Raw genomic sequence first — 14,269 nt, forward strand, 5'->3', positions numbered from 1 at the left:
CGGCCCCATCCTGCTCGCGATCATGGTCACGACGGGCCTCGTCGCGATCGACGCGACCATCCTCGCCACGGCGGTGCCGACGCTCGTCGAAGAGCTGGGCTCGTTCGAGCTCTTCCCGTGGCTGTTCTCGATCTATCTGCTCGCGCAGGCCGTCTCGACGCCGCTGTTCGCGAAGTTCAGCGACATGGTGGGCCGCAAGCCCATCATCCTCATCGGCATCGGGCTGTTCCTCGTCGGCTCGATCCTGTGCGGCCTCGCCTGGAGCATGCCCGCCCTCATCGCCTTCCGCGCCGTGCAGGGCATCGGCGCCGGCGCGATCGGCCCCATGGCCATCACGATCGCGGGCGACATCTACTCGGTCGAAGAACGCGCGAAGGTGCAGGGCTACATCGCGAGCGTCTGGGCGGCCTCGGCCGTCATCGGCCCGACCCTCGGCGGCCTCTTCGCCGAGCTCGACGCCTGGCGCTGGATCTTCTTCATCAACATCCCCCTGTGCCTGCTGGCGGCATGGATGCTCATCCGCTCGCTGCACGAGACCGTCGAGCACCGCCCGCACCGCGTCGATGTGCTCGGCGCGCTGCTGCTCACGGGCTCGCTCGGGCTGCTGCTCGTCGGTGTGCTGCAGGGCGGGGTGTCGTGGCAGTGGGCCTCGTGGCAGAGCGCCGCGGCCTTCGGGCTCGGCGGCCTGCTGCTCGTGGCCTTCGTCGCGGTCGAGCGCCGCGCGGCCGAGCCCATCCTGCCCGGCTGGGTGTTCTCGCGCCGCCTGCTGCTCACGACGACGCTCGTCTCGGTCGGCGTCGGCGCCATCCTCATCGGGCTCGCCTCGTACGTGCCCGTGACGCTCGAGGCCGCGCTCGGGGTCTCACCGCTCGTCGCGGGCCTCGCGCTCGCGGCGCTCACGATCGGCTGGCCCATCTCGGCGGCGCTCTCGGGGAGGTTCTACCTGACGCTCGGGTTCCGCACGACCGTGCTCATCGGCATGGTGCTCGTGCTCGCCGGCACGGGCCTGCTCGCCGCCTTCGCCGCGGCGCCCTCGGTCGCCGTCTCGGCGATCGCCTGCTTCATCACGGGCCTCGGGCTGGGCCTCGTCGCCACGCCCTCGCTCATCGCCGCTCAGGCGAGCGTCGAGTGGAACGAGCGCGGCGTCGTGACGGGCACCAACCTCTTCGCTCGCGCGGTGGGCCAGGCGGTCGCCGTCGCGATCTTCGGCGCTGTCGCCAACACCATCTACCGTGCCGCGGGCGGCGGGGGAGTGCTCGGCGAGGGCGCCGGCTCGGCCGTCGACCCGGTGGCGATCATCCCGGCCGCTCAAGCGGTCTTCGTCGGGGCGCTGGTCTGCGCGGCGCTCACGGCCGTGCTCGCCACGGCGATGCCCGACGACCGGCCCGCCCGGCGGGCCATGATGGAGGCATGACCGAGCCCGCGCCACCCGTCGACCTGCCGACCCCTCGGCCGCATCCCCAGCTCGACCAGTTGATCGCGGTGCTCGAGCACTTGCGGGCTCCGGGCGGCTGCGCCTGGGATGCGGAGCAGACGCACGAGAGCCTGACGCGCTATCTCGTGGAGGAGGCGCACGAGCTCATCGACGCCATCGAGCGCGGCACCCCCGACGACGTACTCGAAGAGCTGGGCGACGTGCTCTACCAGGTGCTGTTCCACGCCGACATCGCCGCGGCGCGCGCCGAGCATCCGTTCACGATCGACGACGTCGCCGCGCGGGCCACGGCCAAGATGGTCGGCCGCCACCCACACGTCTTCGGCAACGTGACCGCCGACACCGCCGATGAGGTCGCCGCCAACTGGGAGATCTGGAAGCGCCAAGAGAAGCCTGCGCGCACCTCGGTGCTCGACGGCGTGCCGAGCGGCCTGCCCGCGCTGCAGCGCGCCGAGAAGCTGCTCGGCAAGGCGCACGCGCTCGGGCTCGAGAGCCCGGTGGGCGATCCGGCGCCGGCCGATGAAGCCGAGCTGGGGCGGCGCCTGTTCGCACTCGTCGCGAGCGCGCAGGCGCAGGGCCTCGAGGCCGAGCGCGCGCTGCGTTCGGCTCTCGCCGAGCTCGAAGCGGGCATCCGGCGCGCCGAGGCCGATGGTGAGTCGCCCTCGACCGCCGTCGACCTGATTGACTGACCCTCATGAACACGTCTGCGGTCATCGCGGTCGAGGGGGTCGCCCGGTCGTTCGGTGACGTGCACGCGGTGCGCGACGCGAGCTTCGAGGTGCACGCCGGCTCGGTCACAGCGCTCATCGGTCCCAACGGCTCGGGCAAGACCACCCTGCTGCTCATGCTCGCGACGCTGCTGCGGCCCGACGCCGGCACGATCCGCATCGCGGGTCATGATCCGGTCGCCGATCCGCGCGCGGTGCGCCAGGCGATGGGGTGGATGCCCGACGTTCTGGGTTCGTGGGGCACCGTCTCGGTGCGGCGCACGCTCGAGATCACCGCCCGCCTGTACGAGCTCAGCGGTGAGGCCGCGCGCACGCGCGCGCAGCAGCTGATCGAGCTCGTCGGCCTCGACGCGCTCGCCGATCGTCCGACGCGCGTGCTGAGCCGCGGCCAGAAGCAGCGGCTCAGCCTTGCGCGCGCCCTCGTGCACGAGCCGAGCGTGCTGCTGCTCGACGAGCCCGCCTCGGGGCTCGACCCCGTCGCGCGCGTCGAGCTGCGCGAGCTCGTGCGCCGCCTCGCCAGCGAGGGCGTCGCGGTGCTGGTCTCGAGCCACGTGCTCGCCGAGCTCGATGAGATGGCCGACGCCGCGGTCTACCTCGACCACGGCGCGACGGCCTCGGCCGAGCGGGTCGAACGCAGCCGCGCGCAAGCGCGCGACTGGCGTGTGCGGGCGCTCGACCCCGCGCAACTCGCGGCGGCGCTGCAGGAGCTCGAGATCGCGGTCTCGTCGACCGACCACCTCGGCACGGCTGTGGCCGTCGCGAGCGAGGCCGAGGCGGCGCAGCTGCTCGCGCGCCTCGTCGGCGAGGGTGTCGGCATCATCGACTTCGGCCCCGCGGTGGGCGATCTCGAGCACACCTTCCTCGATCTCTCGCGCACCTCGACCGAGGGAGGGGAGCGATGAGCCGCTACTTCGACACGCTGGGCACGCTCGTGCAGCTAGAGCTGCGGCAGCGCATCCGCTCGGTGGCCTGGGTGGTGCTCGTGAGCGTCGTGTTCGTGCTCGTCGGCATCGTCACCGCGCTGCTTTGGGCATCCATCACGGCGTTCGGCGGCGACGTCGCCGACAGTGCCGGCGTCTACTCGACCGTCATCTACTTCGTGCTGCTCGTCGGAACCCTCGTGACCCCGGCCATCAGCGGTGCCGCGATCAACGGCGACCGCGAGGCCGGAACGCTCGCGACCACGCAGGTCACGCTCGCGAGCGCCAACCAGATCGTGCTCGCCAAGTTCCTCGCCGCCTGGACGGTCGCCCTGACCTTCCTGCTCGCCTCGCTGCCCGCCCTGCTGTTCACGGTGCTCGCGGGGGGAGTGCGCGGTGACACGCTCGCCGCCTCGATCGGCGTGCTCGTGCTCGAGCTCGGGGTGGTCGCGGCGGTCGGTGTCGGGCTGTCGGGGCTCATGTCGCGCCCGCTGTTCTCGGTCGTGACGACCTACCTCGTGGTCGCCGCGCTGAGCATCGGCACGCTCATCGCGTTCACGCTCGGGGGGCTCGCGTTCCAGTCGCAGCAGACGCAGACCTACATCGGCATCGACTACTCGGTCGGCGGCGAGTTCGATCCCGACACCGGACTGCCCGAAGAGATCGTGTGCCTCGAGCCCGATGTGTACAGCTACCCGGTTCCGCGGTTCGACTACGTGTGGGGAATCCTCGCGGCGAACCCCTACGTCGTGCTGGCCGACGCCGCACCGACGACCTTCGATCGCAACGGCTACCCGCAAGACCTGTTCGGCCAGATCGCCTTCGGCGTGCGCAGCGCGCAGCAGGCTCCCGAGCTCGACTCGGTCGTCGACGAGTGCGCGGCGGCGCTCGCGGGCAATCCGGGCGCGGCGTACGAGTCGCCGACGCCCGAAGAGACCTTCGCGGCCTCGGTACCGAGCTGGTTCGTGGGACTGCTGATCCACGTCGTGCTCGCGGGCCTCGCACTCGGCGGCGCGATCGCGCGCACCCGAACGCCGGCGGGTGCTTTGCCGTCGGGCAGCCGCGTCGCCTGAGGCTCGCGAGCGCGGTGCTCGCGAGCGCTGCGCTCGAGAGCGCGAGGCTCCACAGCGCTGAGGTGGGCGCCCTCCGGCAACCCGAATGCCGGAAGGCGCCCTGCGTCGCACGCTCGTCGAAGCGAGCGCGTGGCGACGCGCGGGCCGACGCATCCCCCGATGCGCGACCACGTCGATACCCGGCAGCGACGCCGAGACGATGCGGATCGGGGCACCCGAAGGCGCGCACTCGATCCGTCAATTACATATTACATAACACTTGTACTCATAGCAAACGTTTGTTATTTTAATTCTATGGCCCGACGAACCGATCCCTCGCGCAAGCCCGAGTTGCTCGCGGCCATCGTCGACCACTTGCGCGAGCACCCGCTCTCGGGCGTCACGTTCCGCACGCTCGCCGATGCCCTCGGGGTCAGCCCCTTCACGCTCGTGTACCACTTCGGCACGCGCAACGAGCTCATCATCGAGATCATCCGCGCCGTCACGGCGCGCCAGCAGCAGGTCATCGATGCCGAGCTCGCCGTCGAGCCCTCGCTCGACACCCACATCGCGGCGATCCGCGAGTCGTGGCTGGGGTTTCTCGTGCCGACCACCCGTGCGCTGCTGCGTCTCGAGTTCGAGGCCGCCCTCATGGAGGTCACCGACCCGACCCTGCGCGCCGGCGGGCGCGACGTGCACGCGCGCTGGGTCGAGTGGGGCACGCAGGCGCTCGAGCGCCTCGGGGTCGAGCCGACCGAGGCGCGCGTCGAGGCGCGCATCCTCGTCGACCAGCTCTACGGCTTTCAGCTCGACCTCGTCGTCACGCGCGACGACTCGGGCGCCACGGCCGCGTTCGACCGCGCGCTCGACGCCTACCGTGAGCGCGTCGCCGCGCTGATCGGCGTGCGCACCGCGTGACAGAATCGAGGCCATGGCCTCAGCTGTGACGCCCCCGCGGGGGATGCGCGACATCCTGCCGACCGAGAAGTCCCGGCGCGAGCGCGTGCTGGCCACGGTGCGCGCGGTCTACCGCGCCCACGGCTTCGATGAGATCGAGACGCCTGTCGTCGAAGACGCCGCCCGCCTCTTCTCGGGCCTCGGCGGCGACAACGAGAAGCTCGCGTACGCTGTCATGAAGCGCGGGCTGACGATGGATGACCTCGCGCGCGCCGAGACCCCGCTCGACCTCGCCGACCTCGGGCTGCGGTTCGACCTCACGGTGCCGCTCGCGCGCTTCTACGCGAGCAACCGCGCCCAGCTGCCGAGCGTCTTCCGGGCGATCCAGATCGCACCCGTCTGGCGCGCCGAGCGCCCGCAGAAGGGCCGTTATCGGCAGTTCGTGCAGTGCGACATCGACATCATCGGCGAGCCGGGGGTCGTCGCCGAGGTCGAGCTCATCACGGCCACGGCCGCTGCGCTCGACGCGCTCGGCGTGCCCGGGTGCAGCATCCGCATCAACGATCGCCGCATCCTCACGAGCATGCTCAGCGCTCTCGGCTTCGCCGCCGAGACGCACGCCGCCGTGCTCATCAGTCTCGACAAGCTCGACAAGATCGCACCGGTCGGCGTCGTGGCAGAACTGACCGAGCGCGGGATGCCCGCCGCGGCCATCGCCGCCCTGCAGGCCGTGCCCGCCTTCGCAGCCTTCGGCGCCGAGGCCGCGACCCACGGCGCCACCGCCGCGGCGGCGGCCCTGACCGTGGACTCGATCGCGGCGGTGCTGCCGGCCGGCGTCGACGAGCAGGCGCTCACCGACCTCGCCGCGATCGCCGCGGCCGTCGCCGCCTCGAGCGCGGCGCCCCTCGTCTTCGACCCGTTCCTCGTGCGCGGCATGGGCTACTACACGGGCCCGATCTTCGAGGTCGCGCACCCCGAGTTCGGCTACTCGCTCGGCGGGGGCGGTCGCTACGACGGCATGATCGGCCGGTTCCTCGGCGCCGACGTCGCCGCCACCGGCTTCTCGCTCGGCTTCGAGCGGCTCATCGACCTCGTCGAGGTCGACGCGGGTCACGAGGCCGCCGACGCGGCGCTGCTCTACGACGCCGACGTCGACCTCGGCGCGCTCATGGCGCTCAAGGCGCAGCTCGTAACGGGCGGCGCGCGCGTGCGGCTGCTCAAGCGCCCCAAGAACATGAAGGCCGCGCTCGACCAGCTGGCGGCCGAGGGCTTCGCGCGCTTCGCGGTGGTCGCAGCCTCGCCGCCCGCCGATGCCGACGCCCTCGACTGGCGTAGGCTCGAACCCGCTTCCTGATCACCCCCGAAGCCGCTGACCACCACCGAAGGAGACACCCCCATGGCTGCAATCGAGGCCGTTGGCGCCCGCGAGATCCTCGACTCGCGCGGTAACCCGACCGTCGAGGTGGAGGTGCTGCTCGACGACGGAACCGTCTCGCGCGCCGCCGTCCCCTCCGGCGCATCCACCGGAGCCTTCGAGGCCTACGAGCTGCGCGACGACGACAAGAAGCGCTACCTCGGCAAGGGCGTGCTCAAGGCCGTCGACGCCGTGCTCGACGTGCTCGGCCCGGCGATCGAAGACATGGATGCGAGCGACCAGCGCCTCATCGATGCCGAGCTCATCGCCGCCGACGGCACCGAGAACAAGTCGAAGCTCGGCGCCAACGCCATCCTCGGCGTTTCGCTCGCCGTCGCCAAGGCCGCGGCCGACTCGGCCGACCTGCCGCTCTTCCGCTACGTCGGCGGCCCCAACGCCCATGTGCTGCCCGTGCCGATGATGAACGTCATCAACGGTGGCGCGCACGCCGACACCGGGGTCGATGTGCAGGAGTTCATGATCCTGCCGATCGGCGCCGAGTCGTACAGCGAGGGCCTGCGCTGGGGCGTCGAAACCTACCACGCCCTCAAGGGCGAGCTGAAGGCCGGCGGCTTCGCCACGGGCCTCGGCGACGAGGGCGGCTTCGCTCCCGACCTGGCCGGCACGAAAGCCGCGCTCGACTTCCTCATGGCCGCGATCGAGAAGGTCGGCTTCACGCCCGGGAAGGACATCGCGCTCGGCCTCGACGTCGCCGCGACCGAGTTCCACGCCGACGGCGTGTACCGCTTCGAGGGCAGCCAGCGCACCTCGGCCGAGATGGCGGCCTTTTACGCCGAGCTCGTGGCGACCTACCCGCTCGTGACGATCGAGGACCCGCTCGACGAGGACGACTGGGAGGGCTGGGCCGCGCTCACGGCCGATGTCGGCACGAAGGTGCAGCTCGTCGGCGACGACCTGTTCGTGACGAACCCCACGCGCCTCGCGAAGGGCGTCAGCCTGCGCACGGCCAACTCGCTGCTCGTCAAGGTCAACCAGATCGGCACCCTCACCGAGACGCTCGACGCCGTCGCGCTCGCGCAGCGCAGCGGCTACACGGCCGTGCTCTCGCACCGCTCGGGCGAGACGGAGGACACCACGATCGCCGACCTCGCCGTCGCCACCAACTGCGGCCAGATCAAGACCGGCGCCCCCGCCCGCAGCGAGCGCGTCGCGAAGTACAACCAGCTTCTGCGCATCGAGGAGGAGCTCGGCGACGCGGCGGTGTACGCGGGCCGCACCGCGTTCCCTCGGTTCACGGCGTAACGCGAAGCGCGAATCACGCCGAGCCCGTCGCCCCGCCCGGGGTGACGGGCTCGGCGCTTAAGCTGGACCCATGGCCCGTCGACCCCGCACCGTGCCCGTCGCGATCCCCGCCGACGCGCCCGCGGCGACGCCGTGGTTCCGCAACCTGCAGGTCTCGGGCTTCACGGTCGCGGTGCTGCTGCTCATCGTGGCCGCCCTCGTCGTGCTCGCGCCATCACTGCGGGTGCTCGTCGAGCAGCAGCAAGAGATCGCCGAGCTCGAGCGCCGGGTGGCCGAGCAGCAGGCGGTCGTCGACGAGCTGCAGACCGACATCGATCGCTGGCAAGACCCCGCCTACATCGAGGCGCAGGCGCGCGATCGCCTGCTCTACGTCTACCCGGGCGATGTCACGTTCCTCGTCATCGACGACGGGCTCACGGTCGACGCCGACGATGCCGCGCCCGTGAGCGACGAGATCCAGGCCACCCGCATCGACTGGACACGCGCGCTGCTCTCCTCCATCGTCACGGCCGGACTCACCGACCTGCCCGCCGATCAGCTCGTCTCGCCCGAGTTCGGGGGAGCGGAGTGACGCGCCCGCCCTTCGGCCCGTTCAGCGAGCGCGACGTCGAGATCGTCAGCGCCCAGCTCGGCCGACCCGCCCGCGATGTCATCGGCATCGCCGCGCGGTGCGTGTGCGGCGCCCCGACCGTGGTCGCGACGCGCCCCCGCCTCGGCACCGGAACCCCTTTTCCGACCCTGTACTACTTGACGCATCCCGCGGCGACGATCGCCGCCTCGCACCTCGAGGCCACCGGCCGCATGGCGCAGTTCACGGCCGAGCTCGAGGCCGACGAGGCCCTCGCGGCGCAGTACCGGGCGGCGCACGAGGCCTACCTCGCCGATCGCGACAGCATCCTCGCCGTCGACGAGATCGAGGGCTACTCGGCGGGCGGTATGCCTTCGCGCGTCAAGTGCCTGCACGCCCTGCTCGGGCACGCCCTCGCCGCCGGCCCCGGCCTCAACCCCATCGGCGACCGCACTCTCGCCGAGTGCGGCTGGAGCCCCGAGGTGTGCGCGTGCGCGCCCGATCAGCGCGGCGCCTGAGCCGCCTCCTGCTCGCCCCGCTGCTCGCTGCGGGGCTGCTCACCGCTGTCGTGGCGCCCGCGCACGCGCCGGCCGCGCGCGCCGACGCCGTGCGCGACCAGCAGTACTGGCTCGACGAGTACGGCATCCGCTCGGCGTGGGCCGTCACGCGCGGTGAGGGCGTGGTCATCGCCATCATCGATTCGGGGGTGGATGCGGGGCACCCCGATCTCGCGGGCGCCGTGATCGGCGGCACCGACGTTTCGGGCCGCGGTGCCTCCGACGGCACGCGTCCCCTCGGTGCCGGACGCAGCAGCACCCACGCGACCATGGTCGCCTCGCTCGCCGCCGGCCGGGGGAGCGGGCCCGGCGCCGGGGTCATCGGCGCGGCGCCCGCGGCCTCGATCCTCAGCATCTCGCTCGTCTTCGGCCCGGGCGAGCGCAGCGGCGACGACCAGATCGCCGAGGCCGTGCGGTGGGCCGTCGACAACGGCGCCGACATCATCTCGCTCTCGCTCACGCGCAACCGCATCGACTGGCCCGAGTCGTGGGACGCCGCGTTCTTGCACGCAGAAGAGAACGACGTCGTCGTCATCGCCGCTGCGGGCAACCGCGGCAGCGGCACCGACCAGGTCTCGGCGCCCGCCACCATGCCGGGGGTGCTCGCGGTCGGCGGGGTCGACCGCGCCGGCCGCGCGAGCGACAACGCGTCGTCTCAGGGCATCACGATCGGGGTCATGGCCCCGAGCGAGAACCTGGTCGGCGCCGTGCCCGGCGGCGGCCACTCGTCGTGGCAGGGCACGAGCGGCGCGACCCCCATCGTCGCGGGCATCGCCGCTCTCGTGCGCGCCGCGCACCCCGAGCTCGACGCCGCCAACGTCGTCAATCGCATCATCGCGACCGCGCGGCCCGCCACCGGCACCGTGCCCGACCCGCTCTACGGCTACGGCCTCGTCGACGCGGCCGCCGCAGTGCGTGCCGCGGTGCCCGAGGTCACGGGCAATCCGCTGGGGTCGCTGGGCGAGTGGATCGCCGTGCACCGTCGGGCCGAGGTGCCGGCCCTCGAGAGCGCGCTGCCGGCGCCGCGGCCGGCCGTCGGCAAGCAGATCGCGACGGCGTTCGGCATGCCCGGCGCAGGGCTCGGCGCGCTCGCCTCGGTCATCCCGGCCCTCATGGTGCTCGTCGGCACGATGACCGCCCTCGCCGCCCTCGCTGCGGCCGCCGTGCTGCGGTTCGTGACCCGGCCGCGCGAGGAGTAGATTAACGGGCGTCCCCCCTTACCACCGAGGAGAGCTTTTTCCGTGCCCAGAATCCTGATCGTCGGTGGCGGCTACGCCGGCTTCTACACCGCTCTGAAGCTCGAGAAGCACCTTCGGCGGGGTGAGGCCGAGGTCGTCATGGTCGACCCGCTGCCCTACATGACCTACCAGCCGTTTCTGCCCGAGGTGGCCGCGGGCTCGATCGAGCCCCGCCACTCGGTCGTGTCGCACCGGCGGCACCTGAAGCGCACCACCGTCATCACGGCGAAGGTCAGCGGCATCGACCACGCCTCGAAGACCGCCACGATCACGCCCGAGGTCGGCGAGCCCTACCAGCTCGACTACGACCACGTCGTCGTCACGGCCGGCTCGGTCTCGCGCACCTTCCCGATTCCGGGCGTCGCCGACGTCGCGATCGGCATGAAGTCGATCGAAGAGGCCGTCGCGGTGCGCGACCGTCTCATCGACAACTTCCACCGCGCGGCCCTGCTGCCCGCGGGCCCCGAACGCGACCGCCTGCTCACGGTCGTCGTCGTCGGCGGCGGCTTCGCCGGCATCGAGACCTTCGCCGAGCTGCGCAGCCTCGCGAGCGCGCTGCTGCGCGAGTACCCGGGCCTCACGATCGACGACACCCGCTTCCACCTCATCGAGGCGATGGGCCGCATCATGCCCGAGGTCTCGCTCAAGACCAGCCACTGGGTGCTCAAGAACCTCGCCCAGCGCGCCGCGACCGTGCACCTCGACACGCAGCTGACGAGCGCTGTCGGCGGCGTCATCGAGCTGTCGACGGGCGAGAGCTTCGAGAGCGACCTCGTCATCTGGACGGCCGGCGTCATGGCGAACCCCGTCGTGCGCTTCACCGACCTGCCCGTCGAAGAGCGCGGGCGCCTGCGCGCCCAGGCCGAGCTGCGCGTCGTCGACGAGCAGGGCCAGGTCGTCGAGGGCGCCTGGACTGCCGGAGATGTCGCCGCGGTTCCCGACCTTACGGGCGGCGGTGTGGGCGGCTTCTGCGTGCCCAACGCCCAGCACGCCGTGCGCCAGGGCAAGGTGCTCGCCAAGAACCTCGCGGCGGCCCTGCGCGGCGAAGAGCCGAAGCAGTACGTGCACAAGAACCTCGGCGCGGTCGCGGGCCTCGGCCTCGGCTACGGCGCCTTCCAGTCGGGCACGTTCGCCGTCACGGGCCTCATCGCCTGGTTCATGCACCGCGGGTACCACGGCCTCGCGATCCCCATGTGGGAGCGCAAGCTGCGCGTCGTCGGCGGCTGGGTCGGGCACTTCTTCCTCGGCCGCGACAACGTCAGCCTCTCGGCGCGCGAGACCCCGCAGGCCTACTTCCAAGAGTTCGCCTCGCGCCCCAAGGTGTAGCTCCCGCTCGCGAGACCCCGGCTGTCGTGCGGCCGGGGGTTTCGCGCGTTCTAGGCTGGCGGCACGCCCCGGTAGCCCAATGGCAGAGGCAGGCGACTTAAAATCGCTCAAGTGTGGGTTCGAGCCCCACCCGGGGTACTCGTGCGCGCGCGACGCTCGCGCGTCGCGGGGCAGTCCCCGGTCAGACGCGGGCGACCGAGTCGCGCTCGACGACCGGCATCGGGATGAGGATCTCGCCGGTGCGCTCGGGGTCGAGCAGAGCATCCACCGCCGCCCGCCCCATGGCCTCGTGAGGGAGGGCGATCGTCGTCAGACCCGGGCGCATGTAGGCGGCGAGCTCGTCGTTGTCGAACGAGACGATCGACACGTCGGCGGGCACCGCGAACCCCGCCTCGGCGAGCGCCTGCGAGGCACCGAACGCGAGCCGGTCGTTGAGCGCGACGATCGCCCTGATGTCGCGGCCGTGCCGCTTGAGCAGCCGCGTCATGGCCGTGTAGCCGTTGTCGGGCTCCCACAGCCAGATCGACTCTTCGGCGAGGAAGGTCAGCTCGTGCTCGGCCATGACCGCGCGGATGCCGGCGATGCGCCGCGCAACAGTCATCGAGCGGAACAGCCCGCGCTCTTTCTCTTCGTTGTGACCGAGCAGCAGAATGCCCTGCCGGTGCCCGGCACCCACCAGCAGCTCGATCGCGGCCCGACCGCCCGCGAACTCGTCGGGCAGGATCGACACGGGGTGCTGCTCGTTCGTCGCGTTCAGCAGCACGACGCGCGTGCCGTCGGGAACGGGCGGCACGTAGAGCTCGCGCGAGCGCATGGTCGCGAAGATGACGCCGTCGACCTGCCGGTCGAGCACGGCCTCGACGGCCTCGGCCTCGCGCTGCGGTTCGCCCGCGGTCTCGAGCACGAGGAGCACGTGGCCAGCGGCGTGGGCGTTGTCGAGGGCACCCTTGATGAGGCCGCTCGCGAAGCGCGTCGTGGCGACGACGTCAGAGATGAAGCCGATGGTGTCGGTGCGCTCGGTGCGCAGGCCGCGGGCCGTGAGGTTGGGGCGGTAGCCGAGCTCGGCGGCGGCGTGGATCACACGATCGTGCGCGTCTTGCGACAGGCGGGTGTCGGGGCGGCCGTTGAGGATCATCGACGCCGCGGTCGACGAGAGCCCGGCGCGCCGAGCGACGTCGGCGAGGGTGACCCGCTTGCCCGCCATGTGCCGCCTCCTCGTCGCTCGCCCGAGTCTATGTCGGCACGCGGTTCGGTTCGGGCATCCGGCTTGACAGCAGGCCCTGGTGTGTTGCTAAATGGATTTAGCAGGGGCCCCCAGCGGTCAATGCCGATCGCGGGGCGCGAACGTGCCACCCTGTCGATCAGCCACCAAGAGATTCAGACAAAGGAGTCACACAATGCGTCTTCACACATCCCGGCGCGGGCACTCCCGCGCGGTGGTCGGGGCGGCGGTCGCGTTCGCGATGCTCGGCCTCGCCGGCTGCGCTCCTGGGGCCGCTGCCCCCGAGGAGACCGACGGCGTCGAGGTCAGCACCGAGCTGACCGACGAGGAGGTCGTGCTCACGATCGCCGACGAGACCGGCTTCCCGGTCACCGACGCCCTCACCGAGGAGTTCACGCGCCAGTACCCGAACGTCACGTTCGAGATCACGCGCGACACGTTCCAGAACCTCACGGCCAACGCCCCGCGTCTGCTCGCCGGCGACAACCCGCCCGACCTCATCCGCCTCCCCACCATCGGCGACACGGTGAAAGACGGCCTGCTGGCCAACCTCGACCCGTACTACGAGGCGTACGGCTGGGACGCCTGGCCGGCCTCGCAGCTCTCGCCGCTGCGCATGACCGACGAGGGTGTGCGCGGCTCGGGCTCGCTCTACCAGCTCGGCCTCGGCTACAGCGTCACGGGCGTCTACATGAACCTCGCCCTCGCGGAGAGCCTCGGTATCGAGGAGCCCCCCGCCACCATCGCCGAGATGGAAGAGATGATGGAGGCCGCGAAGGCCGCCGGCATCCTGCCGATCATGGCGGGCGACAGCGACGGCGTCGTGAACTTCGTCGTGCAGGCGCTCATGAACCAGTACGCCGACCAAGACGAGTTCCTCAGCTGGATGTTCAACGAGCCGGGCGCGACCTACGCGACCGAGGGCAACATCCAGGGCGCCGAGAAGGTGCGCGAGTGGGCCGACGCCGGCTACTTCCCCTCCGACATCAACGCGATCGACTACTTCACGTTCGTCACGCGCTTCTCGGAGGGCGAGGGCCTCTTCACCTTCAACGGCAACTGGGCCGCCGCGGGCTACCAGGAGGCGCTCGGCGACGACGTGACCTTCTTCCTCGCCCCGCCGGCGAACGAGGGCGACCGCTTCATCGCGATGGGTGCCGCGAACTCGTTCTCGGTGGCCTCCGGCAGCGACAACCTCAACGAGATCGTGTACTTCCTGAACTGGATCCACACGAACCCCGAGGCGCGTCAGATCATCGTCGACATCACGGGCGCCTCGCCCGGCGGTGACCCGAGCCTGCCGCTGCCCGAGGTCGCGCCCGGCTCGCTCATCGAGAAGGCGCTCGAGATGAGCGCGCAGATCGGTGCCGACAACGGCCAGGTTGACTTCATGGCCAACACCACGGCGGGCATCTACGCCGGCTCGATCATCCCCGAGTCGCAGCTGCTCGTGACCAGCCAGATCACCGGTCAAGAGTTCGTCGAGCGCGTCCAGGCGTTCTACGAGCAGGAAATCGGCGGCTGATCATGAGGGCGCTCGACGTCGTGCGGCGGGCATGCTCCGCCACTCGCCTGGAGGAGGTCGTCGCGTGACCGCCACGCAGACGTCGGGCGCCCCTCGTCGGGCCGCTGGGCGGGGCACCGCCCCC

At 71.5% G+C, this 14,269-nt stretch carries 13 protein-coding genes and 1 tRNA gene; 13 read left to right on the forward strand and 1 reads right to left on the reverse strand.

Annotated features, from left to right (window positions below; genetic code table 11):
* Positions 1 to 22: 22 nt before the first annotated feature.
* From ACK4HH_RS06945 to ACK4HH_RS07000, 12 genes are all read left to right on the forward strand, one after another.
* Entirely contained in the window at positions 23 to 1,414 is a 1,392-nt protein-coding gene (locus tag ACK4HH_RS06945; RefSeq protein ID WP_409650142.1) for an MFS transporter, read from the forward strand.
* On the forward strand, positions 1,411 to 2,124 hold the full coding sequence (locus tag ACK4HH_RS06950) for a MazG family protein (RefSeq protein WP_409649985.1): 714 nt from the start codon (positions 1,411 to 1,413) through the stop codon (positions 2,122 to 2,124). Before ACK4HH_RS06945 ends, ACK4HH_RS06950 begins: the two co-directional genes overlap by 4 nt.
* A gap of 5 nt (positions 2,125 to 2,129) precedes the next feature.
* Positions 2,130 to 3,065, forward strand: coding sequence for an ABC transporter ATP-binding protein (locus ACK4HH_RS06955; RefSeq protein ID WP_409649987.1), 936 nt, complete (start codon positions 2,130 to 2,132; stop codon positions 3,063 to 3,065).
* Complete coding sequence (locus ACK4HH_RS06960; protein WP_409649990.1) at positions 3,062 to 4,156, forward strand: ABC transporter permease; 1,095 nt, start codon at positions 3,062 to 3,064, stop codon at positions 4,154 to 4,156. Before ACK4HH_RS06955 ends, ACK4HH_RS06960 begins: the two co-directional genes overlap by 4 nt.
* A 294-nt stretch (positions 4,157 to 4,450) precedes the next feature.
* Entirely contained in the window at positions 4,451 to 5,053 is a 603-nt protein-coding gene (locus tag ACK4HH_RS06965; RefSeq protein ID WP_409649992.1) for a TetR/AcrR family transcriptional regulator, read from the forward strand.
* 13 nt (positions 5,054 to 5,066) lie between these two features.
* Positions 5,067 to 6,386: a histidine--tRNA ligase gene (gene hisS, locus ACK4HH_RS06970; RefSeq protein ID WP_409649995.1), complete on the forward strand. Its 1,320-nt coding sequence runs from the start codon at positions 5,067 to 5,069 to the stop codon at positions 6,384 to 6,386.
* 42 nt (positions 6,387 to 6,428) lie between these two features.
* Positions 6,429 to 7,709 carry a phosphopyruvate hydratase gene (gene eno, locus ACK4HH_RS06975; RefSeq protein ID WP_409649998.1) on the forward strand — a complete coding sequence of 427 codons (1,281 nt, stop codon included), beginning with the start codon at positions 6,429 to 6,431 and terminating at the stop codon, positions 7,707 to 7,709.
* A gap of 70 nt (positions 7,710 to 7,779) precedes the next feature.
* Positions 7,780 to 8,280, forward strand: coding sequence for an FtsB family cell division protein (locus ACK4HH_RS06980; RefSeq protein ID WP_409650000.1), 501 nt, complete (start codon positions 7,780 to 7,782; stop codon positions 8,278 to 8,280).
* Positions 8,277 to 8,795 carry a DUF501 domain-containing protein gene (locus ACK4HH_RS06985; RefSeq protein WP_409650003.1) on the forward strand — a complete coding sequence of 173 codons (519 nt, stop codon included), beginning with the start codon at positions 8,277 to 8,279 and terminating at the stop codon, positions 8,793 to 8,795. Before ACK4HH_RS06980 ends, ACK4HH_RS06985 begins: the two co-directional genes overlap by 4 nt.
* The gene (locus tag ACK4HH_RS06990; RefSeq protein ID WP_409650006.1) at positions 8,768 to 10,033 is read left to right on the forward strand and encodes a S8 family peptidase; all 1,266 of its coding nucleotides are present in this window, start codon (positions 8,768 to 8,770) and stop codon (positions 10,031 to 10,033) included. Before ACK4HH_RS06985 ends, ACK4HH_RS06990 begins: the two co-directional genes overlap by 28 nt.
* Before the next feature lie 42 nt (positions 10,034 to 10,075).
* Complete coding sequence (locus ACK4HH_RS06995) at positions 10,076 to 11,398, forward strand: NAD(P)/FAD-dependent oxidoreductase (protein WP_409650009.1); 1,323 nt, start codon at positions 10,076 to 10,078, stop codon at positions 11,396 to 11,398.
* Positions 11,399 to 11,463: 65 nt separating this feature from the next.
* Positions 11,464 to 11,536: transfer RNA gene (locus tag ACK4HH_RS07000), tRNA-Leu, on the forward strand.
* A gap of 43 nt (positions 11,537 to 11,579) precedes the next feature.
* Here the strand turns inward: ACK4HH_RS07000 and ACK4HH_RS07005 are convergent.
* Positions 11,580 to 12,602 carry a LacI family DNA-binding transcriptional regulator gene (locus ACK4HH_RS07005; protein ID WP_409650012.1) on the reverse strand — a complete coding sequence of 341 codons (1,023 nt, stop codon included), beginning with the start codon at positions 12,600 to 12,602 and terminating at the stop codon, positions 11,580 to 11,582.
* A 193-nt stretch (positions 12,603 to 12,795) separates the two neighbouring features.
* Between ACK4HH_RS07005 and ACK4HH_RS07010 the strand changes: the two genes are divergently transcribed.
* Positions 12,796 to 14,145, forward strand: a complete 1,350-nt coding sequence (locus tag ACK4HH_RS07010) for an ABC transporter substrate-binding protein (RefSeq protein WP_409650015.1) — start codon at positions 12,796 to 12,798, stop codon at positions 14,143 to 14,145.
* The last annotated feature ends 124 nt before the right edge of the window (positions 14,146 to 14,269 follow it).

Origin of the sequence: Microcella sp. (assembly GCF_046296455.1) — a bacterium.
In the GTDB taxonomy this organism is placed as follows: domain Bacteria; phylum Actinomycetota; class Actinomycetes; order Actinomycetales; family Microbacteriaceae; genus Microcella.